Source organism: Microbacterium sp. (assembly GCF_031180975.1).
Taxonomy (GTDB): Bacteria; Actinomycetota; Actinomycetes; order Actinomycetales; family Microbacteriaceae; genus Microbacterium.
Genome location: NZ_JAPSLI010000001.1, coordinates 650,551 through 670,021, shown reverse-complemented (window position 1 = coordinate 670,021; position 19,471 = coordinate 650,551). Strand labels below are relative to the sequence as shown.

Annotated in this window: 15 protein-coding genes; 8 read left to right on the top strand and 7 right to left on the bottom strand. The window is 70.7% G+C overall.

The features are described from left to right. A partial coding sequence (locus tag RIF65_RS03090; RefSeq protein WP_309082486.1) for a DUF222 domain-containing protein occupies positions 1-329 on the bottom strand: 329 nt, incomplete at its 3' end. A gap of 341 nt (positions 330-670) precedes the next feature. Between RIF65_RS03090 and RIF65_RS03085 the strand changes: the two genes are divergently transcribed. After that, on the top strand, positions 671-3,070 hold the full coding sequence (locus RIF65_RS03085; protein ID WP_309066686.1) for a DEAD/DEAH box helicase: 2,400 nt from the start codon (positions 671-673) through the stop codon (positions 3,068-3,070). Between the two features lie 94 nt (positions 3,071-3,164). Here the strand turns inward: RIF65_RS03085 and RIF65_RS03080 are convergent, their stop codons facing one another. Continuing rightward, on the bottom strand, positions 3,165-4,205 hold the full coding sequence (locus RIF65_RS03080; RefSeq protein ID WP_309066685.1) for an Rv2578c family radical SAM protein: 1,041 nt from the start codon (positions 4,203-4,205) through the stop codon (positions 3,165-3,167). A 96-nt stretch (positions 4,206-4,301) separates the two neighbouring features. On the opposite strand from RIF65_RS03080, the gene RIF65_RS03075 reads away from it, so the two are divergent. Both RIF65_RS03075 and RIF65_RS03070 read left to right on the top strand, forming a co-directional pair. Further along, positions 4,302-5,219 (top strand): M15 family metallopeptidase, encoded by a 918-nt coding sequence (locus RIF65_RS03075; protein ID WP_309066684.1) that lies wholly within the window; start codon positions 4,302-4,304, stop codon positions 5,217-5,219. A 144-nt stretch (positions 5,220-5,363) separates the two neighbouring features. Next, a complete protein-coding gene (locus tag RIF65_RS03070; protein ID WP_309066683.1) occupies positions 5,364-6,527 on the top strand; it encodes an acyl-CoA dehydrogenase family protein in 1,164 nt (387 codons plus the stop codon). A gap of 108 nt (positions 6,528-6,635) precedes the next feature. Here the strand turns inward: RIF65_RS03070 and RIF65_RS03065 are convergent, their stop codons facing one another. After that, positions 6,636-7,052, bottom strand: coding sequence for a hypothetical protein (locus RIF65_RS03065; RefSeq protein ID WP_309066682.1), 417 nt, complete (start codon positions 7,050-7,052; stop codon positions 6,636-6,638). A gap of 161 nt (positions 7,053-7,213) precedes the next feature. Here RIF65_RS03065 and RIF65_RS03060 point away from each other — a divergent pair, with 161 nt between their 5' ends. Next, complete coding sequence (locus RIF65_RS03060; protein ID WP_309066681.1) at positions 7,214-8,164, top strand: AraC family transcriptional regulator; 951 nt, start codon at positions 7,214-7,216, stop codon at positions 8,162-8,164. A 117-nt stretch (positions 8,165-8,281) separates the two neighbouring features. Here RIF65_RS03060 and RIF65_RS03055 read toward each other — a convergent pair whose 3' ends face one another. Next, positions 8,282-9,121, bottom strand: coding sequence for an energy-coupling factor transporter transmembrane component T family protein (locus RIF65_RS03055; protein ID WP_309082485.1), 840 nt, complete (start codon positions 9,119-9,121; stop codon positions 8,282-8,284). After that, complete coding sequence (locus RIF65_RS03050) at positions 9,118-10,821, bottom strand: ABC transporter ATP-binding protein (RefSeq protein ID WP_309066679.1); 1,704 nt, start codon at positions 10,819-10,821, stop codon at positions 9,118-9,120. The genes RIF65_RS03055 and RIF65_RS03050 overlap by 4 nt, the downstream gene beginning before the upstream one ends. Before the next feature lie 185 nt (positions 10,822-11,006). Here RIF65_RS03050 and lysA point away from each other — a divergent pair, with 185 nt between their 5' ends. The 3 genes from lysA (at position 11,007) to RIF65_RS03035 (ending at position 14,718) form a co-directional block, all read left to right on the top strand. Next, positions 11,007-12,260: a diaminopimelate decarboxylase gene (gene lysA, locus RIF65_RS03045; protein ID WP_309066678.1), complete on the top strand. Its 1,254-nt coding sequence runs from the start codon at positions 11,007-11,009 to the stop codon at positions 12,258-12,260. An 89-nt stretch (positions 12,261-12,349) separates the two neighbouring features. Further along, on the top strand, positions 12,350-13,807 hold the full coding sequence (locus RIF65_RS03040) for an amino acid permease (RefSeq protein ID WP_309066677.1): 1,458 nt from the start codon (positions 12,350-12,352) through the stop codon (positions 13,805-13,807). Beyond that, on the top strand, positions 13,804-14,718 hold the full coding sequence (locus RIF65_RS03035) for a universal stress protein (RefSeq protein ID WP_309066676.1): 915 nt from the start codon (positions 13,804-13,806) through the stop codon (positions 14,716-14,718). Before RIF65_RS03040 ends, RIF65_RS03035 begins: the two co-directional genes overlap by 4 nt. A gap of 81 nt (positions 14,719-14,799) precedes the next feature. Here the strand turns inward: RIF65_RS03035 and ddaH are convergent, their stop codons facing one another. Both ddaH and RIF65_RS03025 read right to left on the bottom strand, forming a co-directional pair. Continuing rightward, complete coding sequence (gene ddaH, locus RIF65_RS03030) at positions 14,800-15,561, bottom strand: dimethylargininase (protein ID WP_309066675.1); 762 nt, start codon at positions 15,559-15,561, stop codon at positions 14,800-14,802. A gap of 3 nt (positions 15,562-15,564) precedes the next feature. Further along, on the bottom strand, positions 15,565-16,137 hold the full coding sequence (locus RIF65_RS03025) for an ECF transporter S component (protein WP_309066674.1): 573 nt from the start codon (positions 16,135-16,137) through the stop codon (positions 15,565-15,567). A 210-nt stretch (positions 16,138-16,347) separates the two neighbouring features. Between RIF65_RS03025 and RIF65_RS03020 the strand changes: the two genes are divergently transcribed. Next, positions 16,348-19,380 carry a S8 family serine peptidase gene (locus RIF65_RS03020; RefSeq protein ID WP_309066673.1) on the top strand — a complete coding sequence of 1,011 codons (3,033 nt, stop codon included), beginning with the start codon at positions 16,348-16,350 and terminating at the stop codon, positions 19,378-19,380. The last annotated feature ends 91 nt before the right edge of the window (positions 19,381-19,471 follow it).

The following is a 19,471-nucleotide window of genomic DNA, read 5'->3' as shown; positions in this document are numbered from 1 at the left end:
ACGTGCCCGGCCGTGATCCGTCCCGCCCCCTGCGCCTGCCACACCAGCGGGAACCGCTCCACCCGCTCCGACGCCTCCGCCATCCGCCGCTGCACCGTCCGATCCGTGACCCGCAACGCCGCCCCCAGCTCGGCCGCGACCGCCCGCACCGACACGTCCGCCTCATCCGCATCCCCCGCCACCGACAGCGCCCACCGGGACGCGAGCGCGAGGACCCCGTCCCGGGCGGCCTGCAACGTGGAGAGGGAACGCTCCAGGTCCTGCGCCAGGTCGACCAGCTGATCCAGCGTGGCCACCTGCTCCGCAGACACATCCCACAGCGCCCTCATCACCCCAGTATGGAAGGGGCCACCGACATTCGAACCCCAGATCCCGGGCCGAAACCGACGCACGAATCACGAACAGATAACGAAGTGTCGGCAACGCTCCACGCCTCGCTTCGCGGCATCTGGGCGGTTGCCCAGGCAGGACCGGTAGACTCATGCGGTCGGCTTCGGGCACCCGCTTCGTGCGGGGCGTGTTCTGAATGTGTGAGCCCAGGGGCCGATGGTTCATAAACCATCACATGAATGGCCCCGGCCGACGAATGCCCGGGTATGTCCGCCGTGCGCTGAGCTCTGTGCGCACGGGGCGGACGCTGTTCTCGTGTCAGAGACAGTCAGGAAACACCATGCCCAAGAACAGCAAGCCCAAGGGCGGTCGACCCGCCCGTAACTTCGAGCCTCGCTACGGTGCGAAGAAGACCTCCTTCCACGACCGTCAGGCCGGGCGCGGCTTCGGCACACCCAGGAGCGAGCGAGCGGATGCCGGAGAGCGCCGTCCCGACGCCGGGCTGCGGCCCGGCAGTCGCAGCCCGAAGCACCGCGGCTTCCGCCCGGCCGAGACCGAGGCCCCGAAGCGCCGCTGGACCGCTCAGGAGCGGGCCGGACGCGACGAGGCCCGCACCATCCGCAACCGTGCCGAGTCCGGCCGCCGTGAGGCGCCGCATCACCGCGGCGAGGACCGCGCTGACCGTGGCTACACCGAGCGCCGCTTCGAGGCGCGTCGCTTCGACGACCGGGGCGACCGCGGCTTCGGCGCACGGCGTACTGACGACCGTGGCGAGCGTCGGTTCGGCGCCGGTGGCGCAGGTGACAGGGCCGGTGGCGTAGGTGACAGGAACGGCCGCCGGTTCGAGGAGCGTGGCGAGCGTCGGTTCGACGACCGCCCGCGCCGCGACGAGCGCCCCACCGCCGGACGATTCGGTCGTGACGAGCGCTCCGGACGCCCGCAGTTCGGTCGTGACGAGCGTCCGCGGTTCGACGGCGCCGAGCGCGCCGGCTCCGACCGTCGCGACGACCGCGCCGGTCAGCAGCGTCGCGACGACCGTGGCGGCTTCGACCGTCGTGACGACCGGGCACGCTTCGACCGCAGCGAGCGTCCGATGCGCGACGATCGTCCGCGCCGCGATGACCGTGCCGGTCGTGACGAGCGTCCGCGGTTCGACCGCGCCGAGCGCGCCGGCTTCGACCGGCGCGACGACCGCGCCGGTCGGCAGCGTCGCGATGACCGTGGTGGCTTCGACCGCACTGAGCGTTTCGGCACCGAGCGCCCCCGCGACGACCGTTTCGACCGCACGGACGGTCCAGTCCGCCCCGCCCGCAACGACCGGCCGCGCTTCGATCGCCCCACCCGCGACGACCGGCCGCGCTACGACCGCGCCGACCGCGCCACCAGCGACCCGCGTCGGGACGAGCGCCCCCGCCGCGAGGACCGCCCCACGCGCAGCGACTGGAACCGCCCGGAGACGGCATCCCGTGCCCGCACCGAGAAGGAACAGGCCGACGACGTCGTGCACGAGCGCCTCGAGGCCCAGGCCGTGCAGGCCGGCGAGGTCGCCGATGTGACCTTCGCCGACCTCGGTCTCGGCTCGAACATCACCGAGGTGCTGCGCAACATGGGTGCCGAGACGCCGTTCCCGATCCAGGCGGCGACGATCCCGTCGATCCTGCAGGGACGCGACGTGCTGGGCCGCGGCCGCACCGGCTCGGGCAAGACCATCGCGTTCGGAGCCCCGCTGGTGGAGAGCATTCTGAAGTCGCAGGCCGGCAAGCGCCGCGAGATCGGCCGCAAGCCGCGCGCCATCATCCTGGCGCCGACCCGTGAGCTGGCGCTGCAGATCGACCGCACCGTGCAGCCGATCGCGCGCAGCGTCGGCCTGTTCACCACGCAGATCTACGGCGGCGTGCCGCAGGCGCGCCAGGTCGGCGCGCTGAAGAAGGGCGTCGACATCATCATCGGCACCCCGGGCCGCATCGAGGACCTCATCGAGCAGGGCAAGCTCGACCTTTCCGAGGTGCGCATCGCCGTCCTCGACGAGGCGGACCACATGTGTGAGCTCGGCTTCGTGGAGCCCGTGCAGCGCATCCTCCGCCACTGCGGCGAGGGCTCGCAGAAGCTGCTGTTCTCGGCCACGCTCGACCGTGAGGTCGCCGCGCTGGTGGACGAGTTCCTGGTCGACCCGGCCGTGTACGAAGTCGCCGGCGAGGACCAGGAGTCCAGCTCGATCGAGCACCGCGTGCTCGTGATCGAGCACCGCGACAAGGCCGAGGTGCTGACTTCGCTCGTCGACCGCGACGGCCAGACGCTCGTGTTCGCCCGCACCCGCGCGTACGCCGAGATGCTCGCCGAGCAGTTCGAGGATGCCGGGATCGCCGCCGTGTCGCTGCACGGAGATCTCAACCAGGCCAAGCGCACCCGCAACCTGCAGAAGCTCACCGCCGGCAAGGTCCAGGTGCTCGTCGCCACGGATGTCGCCGCGCGCGGCATCCACGTCGACGACATCGACCTCGTCGTGCAGGCCGACGCCCCCGACGAGTACAAGACATACCTGCACCGCGCCGGTCGCACCGGCCGCGCCGGCCGCTCCGGCCGCGTCGTGACCCTGATCACCCGCCACCGCCGTCGCCGGATGGAGGACCTCCTCGGCCGCGCCGAGATCGATGCGCCGTTCGAGAACGCGCAGCCCGGCGACGACGTCATCGAGGAGATCGCCGGCCGGATGCCGTCCGCCGCCGAGCTCACGTCGTAACCGGCGTTCACAACTCAGGAGAAGCCGCCCCATCCGGCCCCGAAACGGGCCGGATGCGGCGGCTTCCGGCGTTCCATCCTGAGAAGTGAACGCGTCAGAACAGCATCGGCGCCGCCGCCGGCACCGGCGGCGGCGCCTGGCGTTCCCGCGCGGCGCCGCGCATCAGGTCTTCGCTCTCGGAGCGCGCCTGCAGCCCGTGCATCCGGATGAGCGGGCGCATCCGCTTCGCCAGCCACTGCTTGTAACCCTTCGGCGCCTCGGCCGATGTGCCCGGGTACAGCCCGCGATACGACGAGACCAGGTCGGGCCGTTCGCGCTCCAGCCACTGGAAGAACCACGGCTTGACCCCCGGACGCAGATGCAGCGCGCCGTAGACGGCGTGATCGGCCCCGGCCGCCTTGATGCGCTGCAGGGCGAGGTCTAGCGCGGGGATCGAATCGGTCAGGTGCGGCAGCACCGGCATCAGGAACACGCCGACCCTGAACCCCGCGTCCGACAGTGCCCGCACTGTGTCCAGGCGGGCCTGCGTCGTCGGCGTGCCCGGTTCGATGGAGTGTTGCAGCGCCTCGTCGTACATGGCGATCGACATCTGCACGTCGACCGGCACCTGCCGCGCGGCCTCCACCAGCAGTGGGATATCGCGGCGCACCAGCGTGCCCTTCGTCAGGATCGACATCGGTGTGCCGGAGTCCGCCAGAGCGCGGACGATGCCGGGCATGAGCCGGTACCGTCCCTCCGCCCGCTGATAGGGATCGGTGTTCGTGCCGAGCGCGACGGTCTCGCGCTTCCACGATCCGCGTCGCAGCTCCCGCTGCAGCACCTCGACGACGTTGGTCTTCACCACGATCTGCGAATCGAAGTCACCGCCCCCGTCGAGGTCAAGATACTCGTGGGTGCCGCGGGCGAAGCAGTAGACGCAGGCATGACTGCATCCGCGGTACGGGTTGATCGTCCAGTTGAACGGCATCTTGGAGGGGCCGGGCACGCGGTTCAGCGCCGACTTGGCGAGCACCTCGTGGAACGTCATCCCGGCGAACTCGGGAGTGGTGACCGACTGCACCAGGCCGCTGCGGCTCTCGAGTCCGGGCAGTGCGTCGTCGTCCGCGCCGTCGATCGTCTGACCCTGCCACCTCATCTTCCTATTCGAACAAAGAATCGAACGCATGTCAACGCCGATTCGAACCTCTCATCGAAGCCTGCGCAGCGGCACGAGGTGCGCGACAATGGACCCATGAGCGCGACGCAGCCACGGCATGCCGTGCGTACGCCGCTCGCCGTTCGGATCGCCACGCCGATCGGCGTGCTGGTCACCGCGCTGGCATCCCTTTTCACTCTCTGGGGCGAGTTCGAGCCGACGCCGGTCCCGCCCGCGCCTGCCGCGGCGATGGCGCTCCCCTCCGTCGCCCGGGATGCCGAGACCGCGCGCAACCCGTGCGGGGACGCAGAGGTCAAGGCCGCTCTCGCCGCCGGCGACGACGCCGCCACCATCGCGGCGTTCGGCGGCGGCGAGCAGTTCCGTGCCGCCATCGCGGCGGGTAACGCCCCCTGCATCGCGCTGGACGACCCGCAGCGCGTGTGGGTCGTCGTGAACAAGCTGCGCCCACTCGAGCCGGCCGACTATGCCCCGACATCCCTCGGCAGGATCGGTCTGCAGGCGACGTCCCGCTCGACAGGGCTGCGAGCCGAAGCCGTCGCGGCGCTCGACCGGATGGCCGCCGACGCGCGCTCCGCCGGGGCCGGCGTGCTCGGCGTGAACAACGGCTACCGCTCCTTCGGTGTGCAGCAGACCACCTACGCCTCGCACGTTCGCGCACGAGGGCAGGAGGGTGCGGATGCCGGATCCGCCCGCCCCGGACACAGTGAGCATCAGACGGGGCTCGCCGTCGACGTGATCGCGTGCTCGCCCGCGTGCGGAGGGCTCGACGAGTTCGGTGACACGCCCCAGGGCAGGTGGGTGGCCGAGAACGCCTGGCGGTACGGGTTCATCGTGCGCTACGAGCAGGGGGAGACCGGCACCACCGGCTACCTGGCAGAGCCCTGGCACTTGCGCTACATCGGCCCGGAGCTCGCCGCCGCCTATCAGCAGGGCGGCTACCGCACGCTGGAGGCCTTCTTCGGTCTTCCTGCGGCGCCCGACTACGGCCACTGAACCGCCCACCGCGCCAGGGTGGCGACTTCCCACAATCACGGAACGCGGTGTCATCATGTGTGGGACGCATTCTCACAAACGGCTCCTCGTGCCGGCATCCGTTCCGTATGATCGCGGTGCGACGACGCACACGAGAGGGATGCCATGGAACGCGACATCTATGAAGAGGACCACGACGCCTTCCGCGATCTGGTCAAGGATTTCGTCAAGCGCCACGTGAGCACCGAGGCGCGTGAGAAGTGGGATGCCGACGGCGAGATCGACCGGGCGACCATGCGTGCCGCCGGCGAAGCGGGCATCATCGGCCTGTCCGTGCCGGAGGAGTTCGGCGGTGCCGGGATGCTGCAGGACTACCGCTTCCGCACCGTCGTGATGGAGGAGGTCATCGCCGCGGGCGCCGGCTCTCTGGCCGGCGCGTTCGGCATCCAGGACGATCTGGCTGTCCCCTACCTGGTGCACATGGGCACGCAGGCGCAGAAGGAGAAGTGGTTGCCCCGCATGGCCACCGGCGAGGTGATCGGCGCGCTCGCGATGACCGAACCGGGGGCGGGCAGCGACCTGCGCGGCATCAAAACGACGGCGAAGAAGGTCGACGGCGGCTACCTCGTGAACGGCGCCAAGACGTTCATCTCATCGGGCGCGACGGCCGACCTGGTGGTGACGTTCGTGAAGACCGGTGAGGGCAACCGCCCCGACGCGTTCAGCCTGCTGCTCATCGAGAGCGGCATGGACGGCTTCGGCCACGGCAAGAAGCTGCACAAGATGGGCTTCCAGGGGCACGACACCGCAGAGCTGTCGTTCAGCGACGTCTTCGTGCCCGACGAGAACCTGATCGGCGGCATCGAGGGGCAGGGGTTCGTGCAACTGATGATGAACCTGCCGTTGGAGCGGCTCTCCATAGGCGTCGCGGGCGCCGCTGCCGCGCAGGCCGCACTGGACTGGACCGTCGCGTACACCAAGGATCGCGAGGCGTTCGACGAGCGGATCATCGACTTCCAGAACAGCCGGTTCGTGATCGCCGACATGGCCACGACGGTCGACGCGCTCTGGGCGTACATCGACCGTGCGCTGCTGGCCTACAAGGACGGCCGGCTCTCCGCCGAGGAGGCGGCGGCGGTGAAGTTCTGGGCGACCGAGCGCGAGTGGGAGGTGCTCGACAAGGGCGTGCAGCTGCACGGCGGCTACGGGTACATCACCGAGTACCCGATCGCGCGCGCCTTCCTCGACGCCCGCGTGCACCGCATCTACGGCGGCACGAACGAGATCATGCGCGAGATCGTGGGGCGCCACATCGCCGGTAAGCGCTGACGCCGCCGACGCCCCGGCGCCGACGACCAGGCTCACCACCGCGCACAACGAGAGGCCGCCCGGATGCAGCATCCCGGCGGCCTCTTGCGCTCCCCAGCGCCCCCAGCCCTACCTCGTCAGGGCCTCCATGTAGATCGCGATGAGCTGATCGATGTAGGCGGCGAAGAAGTGGTCGATGCCCTTCGCGTCGTTGATCATCCGCTCGTGCGTGTTCCCCTTCGGGAGCGTGAACCGGGTGAAGATCGCGAAGCTGTCCGGCATGCCCTGCGCCTCGGCCTCGGCGAGCGCCCACGCGGTCTGCTCCTCGTTCAGCGGCGGAGCCCCCAGGATCTCCGGCGCCTCGGCGAGCAGGTCGGCGATCGTCAGGTTGAACCAGTTGCCCGAGTGCGATGCGCCGACCGACCCCTGGTCGGACCGCTTGACGACGTAGCACTCGTGTGCCGACGCGGCCCCAGAGCCGGCGAAGACGAGTCCCACGCTCAGAACGGCCGCTGCGGCCGTCGTCGTCAGTGATCTGCGAATCATGGATGTCCCCTATCCACCGGGCAGGAACCCGGCATCATCTCATCGGCGGTGGTCCGCCGCGATACAGCATCCTGCTGGCGAGGGCGAGCCACTAGGACCACCGCGCACTGGGTTTGTCGCAGGGCGCACACTCCGGCGGCACGCGGGTCTATGATGGCCGCATGCTGGGGGCTGTTGACCGCTCCTTCACGACGGCCGGCCACCGGCGGGAGCGGCAATTCGACGTGTGGCGGAGCATCGTCGCGGACGCCTTCGTGCCGGTCGAGCTCGACAGCGGGGCGTTCGACGCCGACGCCGGATTCGCCTCCGACTGCCAGGTGCGCCGCGTCGGCGGACTGACGGTCTCGTGGATGCGTTCCGCCGCCCAGCAGGTGCGGCGGACCCCTGCACAGACCGCGTCGACGGTGTGCGGGGTCTACTTCCTGAACTTCGCGCTGGACAGCCACTCGACGGTGCATCAGGACGGACGCATCGCCCGGCTCGGACCGGGCGACTTCGCGCTCGTCGACGGCGACCGCCCGTTCCGGCTGGAGTTCCCCGACGTGTTCGAGCAGATCTCGCTGATCATCCCGAAAGCGGGCCTCGACCCCTCGCTCGTCGACCCGCGCGTCGCGACGGCGGTCACAGTCCGGGGCGATCAGGGGATCGGCGCGCTCGCCGCCGCCGCCTTCGCCGGGCTGGCGGCGCAGGCGGGTCGCATCGACGACCGCGCCGCGGCGGCGGTCGGCGTGCACATCGTCGGCCTGCTGGCCGCCGCGCTCGACGCTCAGGCGCCCGCCCCCGCGGCCCGGAGGGCGGCGCTGTACCGCGCCTTGCTCGAGGAGATCGAGCGGTCCCACCTGGACGCCGACCTCACCCTGCAGGACGTGGCGCGACGGATCTCGATCTCCCCGAGTTACGCGACCAAGCTGCTCGCCGAGAACGGCACGAGCTTCGGCCGCTGGGTGCTCGCCCGGCGCCTCGACCACGCGTGGAATCTGCTGGTGCAGGCGCCGTGGACGATGAGCATCACCGACGTCGCCATGCGGTGCGGCTTCCGCGACCCCGGCCACTTCGCCCGGGCGTTCCGGGCGCGGTTCGGCATGACGCCGAGCGAGCGGCGTGCCGGGTGATCCCTCCCGCCCGACGCCCGCGTCGCCGCGGACTCGGCCGCGTCCGGCGCGGCGACAGGTGTTCCGAGCGCGGCGCGGCGCGCCCGGCAAGCTCGGCAGACACCGAGGCGGCGCCTGTCAGGGGAGCTGCCAGGGGAATGTGACGGCGAACACGACGGCGGATGCCGTGAGCACCGCCACGACGAAGACGACGTCCCGCGCGCGGAACGGCACGAGGTGCCGCTCGGTGCGGGTGGGATGCGCGCCGAACGCCCGGGAGTCCATGGCGAGCGCTATGCGCTCGGCGTGCCGGATGGCGCCGGCCAGCAGCGGAACGATGTATCCCCAGCCGCGGGCGACGCGCGCGAACGGGCCCCGCCCGCCATGGTGGCCGCGCACGCGGTGCGCCGCGCGGATGACGGACAGCTCGTAGCCGAACCGCGGGACGAACCGGTACGCGGCCAGCGCGGCGTAGCCGATTCGATACGGCACGTGCAGATGTTGCACCGCGGCGCGCACCAGGTCGGGGCCGCTCGTGGTGAGCCCGCCGATCAGTGCCAGCGCGAGGATCGCGGCGAGACGCAGGGCCGTGGCGAGACCGATCGCCACGGCGTCTTCGCGCAGGGTCCAGCCGCCCACTCGCAACACGGATGCGGTGTCCGAAACGAGCGTGGGGTCGACCCACACCGAGAACCCCACCGTCAGCAGGACGATGCCGGCCGGCATCCCGACCAGCAGCAGCATCAGCGCGCGCCGGGTGAGCCGCGCGCCGGTCAGCACCACGAGCACGGCGAGCGCGAGGAAGACGGCGGGCGTCGCGAGGTCGCGGGTGAACACCAACAGCACCATCGCCGGGACCACCGCGCCCAGCTTTGCGAGGGGGTTCAGGTGGTGCAGGTAGCGGGATGCCGGCGCCTCAGCCTCCGCGTATGGATCGATCGGCACGGGGGCGTTGCTCGCCTGACGAAGCCCTCTCATCGCGCGCCTTCCGAACCGCCGAGCAGGCGCAGCGTGGACGGAAGACGGAGCCCCGCCTCGTTGAAGGCGGAGCCGTCACTCAGCAGGTGGGCCGTCGGGCCGGATGCCGTCAACCGACCGTCCGCGAGGATCACGGTGTGCGTGCTGTACTCGGCGACCAGCGCCAGGTCGTGCGTGACGACGACGATCGTCGTGCCGTCCGCCTGCAGATCGCGGAGCAGGTCGAGCAGCTCCGCAGCGCGGGCCCGGTCCTGGCCGAACGTGGGCTCATCGAGGGCGAGCACACCCGGCCGCGTGATCAGCGCGGTGCCGACGGACAGCCGCCGCTTCTCGCCGCCGGACAGCAGGAACGGATGCGTGTCGGCCTTGTGTGTGAGACCGAAGCGGCCCAGCATCTGGTCGACCCTGCGGGAGATGTCGGATGCCGGAAGCCGCTGCAACCGCAGGCCGTGGGCGAGCTCGTCCCGCACAGTGTGTGCGATGAACTGATGCTCCGGGTTCTGGAACACGAAGCCGATCCGCTCGGACAGCCGACGAGGGGAGGTGGTGCCGACGTCCAGACCGTCCACGCGGACGGTGCCGCGCGGAGGTGGGACGACACCGCCGAGTGCCTGGATGAGCGTGGTCTTGCCGGCACCGTTCGCGCCGACGATCGTGGTGAACCCGCCGCGCGGGATGTCGAGCGCGGCGATCTCCAGCACCGGAGTGCGGCCCCGGCGCACGACGAGGTCGCGCACCATGATCGCCGGGGCCCTCTGGGTCCCTGAGCCGGGCCCAGAGGCCCCCGAGGCTCCGGGCATCGCGAAGCGATGGCCGGAGTGGGGCGTGGGAATCGAAGCGCCCGATGTGGAGGGGCTGTACTGGGTCCCTGAGCTTGTCGAAGGGCCCGCCTCGAACTCCTCCACCGTCACCGGCAGCGGGCCGGCCCACGCTCCGCGGTCGCGCAGCCGCAGCGCGGCGAGCGTGCTGGTCGGCAGCCAGACACCCATGTCCCGCAGCGCAGCCGCATGCTCGCGTATGACGTCCTTCGCCGGGCCGTCGAATGTGAGGCGCCCCTCGGCGTCGAGCACGAGCGCTCGTGTGGCGAACCGCATGGCGGCGTCGAGGTTGTGCTCCACGAGGACGATGGCGCGTCCGGCATCCTTCACGAGCGCGGCGAGCGCGTCGTACACGTCGTCGATCCCCTGCGGGTCGAGGTTCGCGGTCGGCTCGTCGAGCACGATCAGCCGCGGCCGCACCGCGAGGGCGCACGCGATCGCCAGCCGCTGCCGTCCGCCGCCGGACAGCCGGTCGGGGTTCCACGATCGGCGACCCCAGAGCCCCACCCGGCGCAGCGCAGCCTCGCTGCGCTCCAGCACCTCCGTCACGGGCAGCAGCAGGTTCTCCAGAGCGAAGGCGACCTCGTCGAGGACCGTCCCGGTGACCAGCTGCGCGTCGGGATCCTGGAACACCATCGCCACGTCCGCGCTCAGCTGCGCCACAGGCGTCGATCGGGTGTCCCGCCCGGCGATCTCCACCGCGCCGCGGAACGATGCCGGCACCGACTGCGGCACCAGACCGTTCAGCGTCAGGGCGAGGGTGGACTTCCCGGACCCGCTGGGCCCGAGCACGAGCACCACCTCGCCCGGGCCGACATCGAACGAGACGCCGTCCGGCGAGGGTCGCCCGGCGCCGGCGTGGGTGACGCTCAGGTCACGCACGCGTAACAGGGGCGTGGAGGAAGGCACGGTCGGCATCCGGGTCGGAGGGCGCCGGCGGCGAACCGGCACCTCCAACTTAGCCGACCCTAACCTGCGTGCCGGCGCAGCCTGATGGCCACACGGGGGTCCGCGCCTCGGGCGGCTAGAGTGAATCCGCTTCGCCCCGGAGGTCCCGAAGGAGTCTCATGAACGATCTGCTGTCCCTGCTGCCGCCGGGTTCCGACGTCGACGGCGGGGTGCTGCGGATCTCCGGATGCCGGGTCGATGACCTGGCCCGTGAGTTCGGGACGCCCGCGATCGTGGTCGCGGAGCCGGCGCTGCGGGCCAGGGCGCGGGAGTATCGGGACGAGGCGGCGAAGCGCTGGCCGCGCTCGCGCGTCGTGTTCGCGTCGAAGGCCTTCCCCGCCACCGCCGTCCAGCGGGTGATGGTCGAGGAGGGCCTCGGCCTGGATGTGGCTGGGGGAGGAGAATTGCGCAGTGCCGTGAAGGCCGGCATCGACCCAGCGCTGATCGTCCTGCACGGCAACGCGAAGTCGACGGAGGAGATCGAGTACGCGGTGAGCGTCGGCGCCGGTCTCGTGGTCGTCGACAACGCCGACGATGTGGACCGGCTGGAGGCGATCGTGCCGCCCGGTCACACACAGGACGTCCTGGTGCGCATCGTCCCCGGCATCGCCTCGTCGACGCACCCGCACGTCGCCACCGGTCAGATCGGGTCGAAGTTCGGACTCACCCCGGATGCCGCACGCGCACTGATCGCGAGGATCGAGCGCAGCGACCGGCTGAGGATGCAGGGCGTGCACGCCCACGTCGGGTCGCAGGTGCTCGACCCGGCCGAACTCGCGGCAGCCGTCGCGCCGCTCGCGGCGATGGGCGAGTTCCCGGTGTACGACCTGGGCGGCGGACTCGGCACCCGCTACACGTACGCCGAGCAGCCGCCGTCCGTCTCGGCGTACCTCGACGCGCTGCTCGGCGCAGCGCGAGAGCACCTCCCGGCGTCGGCGGAGATCATCATCGAACCGGGGCGCAGCATGGTGAACACCGCCGCGGCCACCCTGTACACGGTGACCACGGTCAAGCGGGACGCCCGTAACTTCGTCGCCGTCGACGGCGGCATGGGCGACAACCTCGAGGTGGCGATGTTCGATCAGCGCTACGAGGCCGCGCTCGCCGCGCGGATGGACGAGGATGCCGTCGAGGACGCAATCGTCGTCGGGCGGCACTGCGAGAGCGGGGACGTACTCATCGACGGCATCCGGCTGCCCGCCGCGCAGGTCGGCGACCTGCTCGTCGTCGCGGCCACCGGTGCATACACGCACACCATGGCGAACAACTACAACGGTGCGCGGCGACCTCCCGTGGTGTTCGCCGCAGACGGCGACGCGCGGGCGGTGGTACGGCGGGAGACCTGGGAGGAGCTGTTCGCGCGCGATCTTTGACACATGAGTCAAAGAATCCCGTGAGCGGGGTACCATCTAACGCGGCCCGATCGACGAGGATCGGCGCGACCTACCCGGGAGTACCTCACATGACCTCACTGAGTCAGCAGCTTCTTCGGCGCAAGCCCGCCCCGATCGAGGGGGTGGAGGACTCGCACCTGAAACGCAGCATCGGTCTCTTCGCCCTCACCATGATCGGCATCGGCGGCACGATCGGAACCGGCATCTTCTACGTGCTGTCCGGCGCCGTCCCCATCGCCGGCCCCGCCGTCGTCTGGTCGTTCGTCATCGGCGGCGCGGTCGCCGGCGTGACGGCACTGTGCTACGCCGAGCTGGCCGGGTCCGTCCCCGTCTCCGGATCGACGTACTCGTACGCCTACACGACCCTCGGCGAGGCGCCCGCGATGGGAGTGGCCGCCTGTCTCCTGCTGGAGTACGGCGTCTCCACCGCCGGTGTCGCCGTCGGCTGGTCGCAGTACGTGAACCAGCTGCTGTTCAACCTGTTCGGCTTCCGCATCCCCGAGGCGCTGTCGAACGCACCCGAGCAGGGCGGCATCATCAACCTGCCCGCCGTGATCGTCATCGTGCTGTGCGGCCTGCTGCTGCTCCGCGGGGCGGGCGAGTCCGCGAAGGCGAACGCCGTCATGGTCATCATCAAGATCGCGGTGCTGCTGTTCTTCGTCGCCGTCGCGCTCACCGGCTGGAACGCCGACCACTTCGCCAACTTCGCCCCCGCCGGGTTCCAGGGCATCGTGGCCGCCGCCGGGCTCATCTTCTTCTCGTTCATCGGCCTCGACGCGGTTTCGACCGCCGGTGGTGAGGCGAAGAACCCGAAGCGCAACCTGCCGCTGGCGATCCTGTTCGCCCTGCTCGTGGTCGTCGTGATGTACGTCGCGGTCGCGATCTCCGCCGTCGGCGCGCAGGAACCCGGCAAGTTCGAGAACCAGAGCGCGGGCCTCGCGGCGATCCTCGAGGCGATCATCGGCTCGTCCTGGCCCGGCACTGTCGTCGCCGCCGGCGCCGTCATCTCGATCTTCAGCGTGACCCTGGTCACACTGTACGGCCAGACGCGCATCCTGTTCGCGATGTCGCGCGACGGGATGCTGCCGCCGGTCTTCTCGCGCGTCGACCGCCGCACCCTGGCGCCCGCCGCCAACACCATGATCGTCACCGCGGTGATCGCCGTCATCGCGGCCCTGGTGCCGATCAACTTCCTGCTCGAGATGACCAGCATCGGTACGCTGGTCGCCTTCCTGGTGGTCTCGGTCGCCGTCATCATCCTGCGCCGGCGCCAGCCGAACCTCGAGCGCGGGTTCACCCTGCCGCTGCACCCGCTGATCCCCATCCTGTCGATCCTGGGCTGCATCTGGATCATCACGCAGCTGCGCCCCATCACGATCATCGTGTTCGTGGTGTGGACGGCGGTCGTGCTGGTGTTCTACTGGTTCTACGGGCGCACCCACTCGGTGCTGGGCGGCGCCGCGGCGCAGCCCGCGGACGTGCCGTTCACGTCCACGGTGGTGCAGCCGAAGGACGGCGACCGATGAGCATCCTCGTCGGTGTGAGTCCGGGGCAGCGGTCGGCATCGGTGATGCACCTGGCCGCCATGCTGGCCCGCTCGCTCGACACCGACCTGATCGTGGCCGCCGTGGTCCCGCAGACATGGTCGCCGCTCACCCACAACACCGACCGGGAGTGGCTCGACCACATGCGCGACTCGGCCGACGTGGTGCTCGACCACGCGGCATCCGTGCTGGTGGGCGTCAAGGCGACGTTCCTCCAGCACACCGCCCGCTCGGCCCACAAGGGGCTGCTGGAACTGATCGAGAAGCACCAGCCGGACCTGGTCGTGGTCGGCTCGTCGTCGGCCGGCGCGCTCGGGCATATCGCGCTCGGCTCGGTGAACGACGCGCTGCTGCACGCGTCGCCGGTGCCAGTGGCGATCGCGCCGCGTGGGTTCCGTGCGTCCGACACGGCGCGGGTGAGTCGTGTGACCGCCGCCTACGGCGGGTCGGATGCCGCCGCCGACGTGGTGCTCGGTGCCGCCGGCGTCGCCGAAGAGATCGGCGCGTCGCTGCGCATCGCCTCGTTCGCCGTCATCCCGACCGGCAGCGTGACGGCCGGCGTCGGCACCGCCGAACGCGGCGTCGCCGACGAGTGGGTCAGCACGATTGAGGACCACGTGCGCTCCCTGCTCGACGACGTCACGGCGCTGCCGCGCGTGCCGGAACTGGACGGCGCGGTCGTCGGCATGGGCGACTCCTGGGCGAAGGCGCTGGAGGACGTGGAATGGGATGCCGGTGACGTGCTGGTCGTCGGTTCGAGCACGCTCGGTCCGCTGGCGCGGGTGTTCATCGGCTCGCACGCGACGAAGGTCGTACGGCATTCGCCGGTTCCCGCCATCATCGTGCCGCGACGTGCCGCGGAGGAACTCGCGGAGGCCGCGGAGGAGAGCTGACCCGTTCGTGAGACGGACAGCACGGCGCCCGCCGATCCATCCGGACCGGCGGTCGCCGTCGTGTGTGCGGGTGCGGGTGCTTCAGTCGCGGACGCGCACCGACAGGCAGGTGACGCAGCCCTCGAGCTTCTCGAACTCGCTGATCGGCGTCTCGATGACCGTGAGGCCGCGGTCGCGGAACAGCTGCGCGCTCTGCGGCGCGTCGGACGACATCAGCACCGTGTCGTCGTCGAGCACGACCACGGCGGTGCCGTGCTCCTCGGGCACGGCCAGGAAGCGGGGGTAGACGGCCGGGTCGTCGACCAGCGGCGGGTAGCCGATCACGGTGCCGTCGGGGAGGGCGGTCACGCCACTCTTCAAGTGCAACACCTTCGTGACGGGCACCGCGACGACCGTCCAGCCGCGCGGCGACAGCAGCGCGCTCAGCTGCGCGATGCCCTCCGCATTGGTGCGCAGGGTCTGCCCGACGTACACGGTGCGGTCGACCTTCAGCACGTCGCCGCCGTCGAGGGTGCCCGGCTCCTCGATCTGCAGGAACGGGATGCCGGCACGCTCCAGCGCCGCGCGGGTGGTCTCGATCTCACCGCGACGTGAATCGGCGCCGGGGCGGGTGAGCACCGCGACATCACCGAACATCACGACCGTGTCCTCGACGAAGACGCCGTCGGGGTGCGAGTCGTCCGGTTCGATCTCGACGACATCCCAGCCCTGCGACCGGTAGACGTCGACGTACTGCTCCCACTGGCGCTGCGCGAGCTCCGGGTCCACCGGAACGCGTTCCAGGTGCGTGAGCTCGCCTTCGGCGAGACGGGGAGAGGGACGACGGACGAGAATGCTGGCCATCCGTCAACGATACGACGACGGAGGAGGCACCTCACGTCGTGCGACGCCCGCCCTGGTCAGGGCGCTGCCCACGGCGAGCCCGACGGCCGTCCAGACGACCGGTCCGACCACCGAGACGACGAGGTAGACCGCCTGCGCCCACCCCGGGAAGGTCGCGAGGTGCGCGGCCAGGAACACCACGGCGGCGACCACGACGCCGATGAGCGCGGCCGACGTGAAGAACCGCCAGGCGCCCCAGGCGCGGTAGCGGGTCAGCGCCGCGACACCTTCCTGGATGGCGCCGAACAGCAGCGCGGTGCCGACGAACCGCAACGCCCAGGCCGGGTTGAACGCGCTCGCGATCAGCGCGGCGAACACGTGGGTGACGATGGCGACCAGCGGCCGGCGGAGCACCTCCTGGGCGATGATGCCCGGCAGCACATGCGACCCGAGCAGCAGCCCGTAAAGGTACGGGGCGCCGAGGAGCACCACAGGTGTGAGCAGCCCGGCGACGCCGCCGAGGATGCCGGTGGCGACACCGATCGCGGCGCACACGAGCAGCGTGCGCGTGCTGAGGAGGGTGGTGGGGATGCTCACCGGATCAGGCTACCGGCGGGCTCGGACGCGGGTCCCTTCCGGGGGTGTCGCGGACGGGGAGGCAGTGCGCGAGGGCGGTCGGCGGACCGCGCGTGCGAAACACCCGTGCGAAACGCCCGTGCGCGTGGCGCTCTGGCGCGATGTCCGGGGCCCGGCTAGGTTGATCGACGGTGCGGCAACGCCGCCGCATCGGAAAATCGGGAGCACTTCATGAGACGAACACCACTCAGAGTGACGGCGGCCGTATCCCTGGCCGCGCTGTTCATCGGTTCCACGGCCACCGCGGGCTTCGCCGCGCAGGGGGTGACGCATCCCGCGCCGGTGGAGGGCACGCCAGGGCACTACATCGTGCTGCTGAAGGGCGATCCGCTCGCCACCTACGACGGCGACACCAAGGGGCTCAAGGCGACCAAGCCGAAGAAGGGTGAGCAGCTCGACGCGACCTCGTCGGACTCGCAGAAGTACATCGCACACCTGCGCAACGAGCAGCGCAAGCTCGCGAAGCAGGCGGGGGTCACCCCCGACGTCGAGTACCAGGTGGCACTGAACGGGTTCAGCGCCGATCTCACCGGCGCCCAGGTCGACAAGCTCCGCGCGTCGAAGGACGTCCTCGGCGTGTTCGCCGACACCGTTCGGCATCCGCAGGCGCAGTCCTCCACCGATTTCCTCGGCCTCGGTTCGGACACCGACGGCACCGGCGGCGTGTGGGAGCAGCTCGGCGGCGTGGACAGCGCCGGCGACGGCGTGGTCGTCGGCGTGGTCGACACCGGCATCGCCCCGGAGCACCCGTCGTTCGCGGGGGAGAAGCTCAAGAAGCAGACCAACAAGAAGTCGGCGGGCCAGCCCTACACCGACGGCTCCTACGTGTACTACGAGAAGGCCGACGGCAACACGTTCCGCAGCCCCGTGGTCACCGGTCAGGACTGGGACAAGCACGACTACACCACCAAGCTGGTCGGCGGGCAGTACTTCCACACCGGTGCGAAGGCGGCCGGCTTCGACTTCCAGCACGACTACCTGTCGCCCCGTGACGGCGACGGGCACGGTTCACACACCGCCAGCACCGCGGCCGGGAACTTCGGCGTTCCGGCATCCGTCGAGGGCGTCGACTTCGGCACCATCTCGGGTGTCGCACCCGCCGCGAAGGTGTCGGCCTACAAGGCCTGCTACGTCGGGCCGGACACCACCGTCACCGACGACGACATCTGCGCGCTGAGCGACCTGGTCGCGGCGATCGACGCCGCAGTGGCCGACGGTGTGGACGTCATCAACTACTCGATCGGCGGCGGCTCGGCGACGAGCGTGCTCGAGCCGGACGACATCGCGTTCTTCAACGCGGCGGCGGCCGGTGTGTTCGTCGCGGTGAGCGCCGGCAACGCCGGGCCCGACCCGGCTACCGCCGACCACGCCTCGCCCTGGTACACCACCGTCGCGGCGTCCACCATCCCGACCTGGGAGGGCACGGTCCGCTTCGAGGGCTTCGAGGAGGCCGGCGCGTCGGTGAGCGTGCCGTTCGGACAGGAGGTCACCGGTCCGTCGATCTACGCCGGCGACGCTGCTGCGGGTGAGAGCGCGAACCTGTGCCTCCCGGGCACGCTGGACGCCGCGAAGGTCGCCGGCCACATCGTGGTGTGCGACCGCGGCAGCAACGCGCGCGCCGAGAAGTCGCAGGTCGTGAAGGATGCCGGCGGTGTCGGCATGGTCCTCGTGAACGTGCCAGGCGGTGCGGATTCGCTCGACAACGACTTCCACGCCGTGCCGACCGTGCACCTGTCGTCGGTCCACCGTGAGGCCGTGCTCGCGTACGTGCGCGGTGGGGCCGACCGTCCGATCACGCTGATCGGCGAGAACACGACGGGCGAGACCACGCCGGTCCCGCAGGTCGCCGGCTTCTCGAGCCGCGGACCCATGCACGCCGACGGCTCCGACATCATGAAGCCGGACGTGGCCGCTCCCGGCGTGGCGATCCTCGCTGCGACGCACAACGCGGTGGACGCGGACCCGACGTTCGGCATCCTGTCCGGCACGTCGATGGCGTCCCCGCACGTCGCGGGCCTCGCCGCGCTGTACTTCGGTGAGCGCCCCGACGCCCCGCCCGCGGAGATCAAGTCGGCGCTGATGACGACCGCGTACGACACCGTCAACGCGGATGGATCGGCCAACACCGACCCGTTCGCGCAGGGCGCCGGTCAGGTGGACCCGAAGCGGTACTTCGAGCCGGGGCTGCTGTACCTCAGCGGGGCGGCGGACTGGGCCGCGTTCATCGAGGGCAAGGGCCTGGTCGACTTCGAGGGCATCGAGCCGATCGACGGCAGCGACCTGAACGGCGCGTCGATCTCGATCGGCACGCTCGCCACGGCGCAGAAGGTCACCCGTACGGTGACCGCGACCGCGGCCGGTACCTACACCGCCGAGGCGTCGGTGCCCGGTGTCAACGTGACCGTCGAGCCGTCCACGCTCAGCTTCTCGAAGGCCGGTGAGTCGAAGACCTTCACGGTCACGTTCGACAACGCCACCGCGCCCGTCGAGACCTGGGCGACCGGATCGCTCACCTGGAAGGGCGAGGCCGGCGACGTGCGTTCGCCGATCGCCGTCTTCCCCGTGACGGCCGATGCTCCCGCCGAGGTGGCGGGCACCGGCACCGACGGCTCCGCCGACGTGGAGATCACGTCGGGCGTCGACGGTGAGCTGCCCTTGAACCTCAGTGGCCTGACGCCGTTCTCGCTGCTGGTCGACGAGGACAACCCCGTCGAGGGCCACTCGGGTGACGAGAACTCCGGCGACGAGAACAAGGACGTGTCGTGGATCGTGAACGTGCCCGAGGGCACCACGCTGTCGCGGTTCGACCTCGACTCCTCGGACGACGAGGGCAGTGACCTCGACCTGACCGTGTACCGGGTGGTCTCGCCGGAGGACCTGCGCTACTACGAGCGCTGGCAGTCGGCGAGCGGCTCGGCGGACGAGCGGGTCACGATCACCGAGCCCACCGCAGGCACCTACCTCGTCGTCGCCAACATGTACGCGACGAGCGGTCCGATGACGTGGGACATGACCTACGCCAACGTGACGCCCGGCGGAGAGGGCGCGTTCACCGCGACGCCCAACCCGCTGAACACGTCGCGCGGTGAGGTCGTGGACTACCGGCTGAGCTGGTCGGGCCTCGCGGCCGGTGAGAAGTACCTCGGTGTCGTGCAGTACGGCGACTCCGACGTGCGCACGATCCTCACGGTCGACGCGCAGTAACCGCACCCCGGAAGGCCGGATGCTCCCCGCAGGCATCCGGCCTTTCGCGTGCCGGCTGCCGCCGGTCGGATGCCGGCCGCGGGCGCCCGGC

Excerpts from the sequence above, each read along its gene's own strand:
- RIF65_RS03085 (WP_309066686.1), top strand. The coding sequence starts at position 671 with ATGCCCAAGAACAGCAAGCCCAAGGGCGGTCGACCCGCCCGTAACTTC.
- RIF65_RS03080 (WP_309066685.1), bottom strand. The coding sequence starts at position 4,205 with ATGAGGTGGCAGGGTCAGACGATCGACGGCGCGGACGACGACGCACTG.
- RIF65_RS03075 (WP_309066684.1), top strand. The coding sequence starts at position 4,302 with ATGAGCGCGACGCAGCCACGGCATGCCGTGCGTACGCCGCTCGCCGTT.
- RIF65_RS03070 (WP_309066683.1), top strand. The coding sequence starts at position 5,364 with ATGGAACGCGACATCTATGAAGAGGACCACGACGCCTTCCGCGATCTG.
- RIF65_RS03065 (WP_309066682.1), bottom strand. The coding sequence starts at position 7,052 with ATGATTCGCAGATCACTGACGACGACGGCCGCAGCGGCCGTTCTGAGC.
- RIF65_RS03060 (WP_309066681.1), top strand. The coding sequence starts at position 7,214 with ATGCTGGGGGCTGTTGACCGCTCCTTCACGACGGCCGGCCACCGGCGG.
- RIF65_RS03055 (WP_309082485.1), bottom strand. The coding sequence starts at position 9,121 with ATGAGAGGGCTTCGTCAGGCGAGCAACGCCCCCGTGCCGATCGATCCA.
- lysA (WP_309066678.1), top strand. The coding sequence starts at position 11,007 with ATGAACGATCTGCTGTCCCTGCTGCCGCCGGGTTCCGACGTCGACGGC.
- RIF65_RS03040 (WP_309066677.1), top strand. The coding sequence starts at position 12,350 with ATGACCTCACTGAGTCAGCAGCTTCTTCGGCGCAAGCCCGCCCCGATC.
- RIF65_RS03035 (WP_309066676.1), top strand. The coding sequence starts at position 13,804 with ATGAGCATCCTCGTCGGTGTGAGTCCGGGGCAGCGGTCGGCATCGGTG.
- ddaH (WP_309066675.1), bottom strand. The coding sequence starts at position 15,561 with ATGGCCAGCATTCTCGTCCGTCGTCCCTCTCCCCGTCTCGCCGAAGGC.
- RIF65_RS03020 (WP_309066673.1), top strand. The coding sequence starts at position 16,348 with ATGAGACGAACACCACTCAGAGTGACGGCGGCCGTATCCCTGGCCGCG.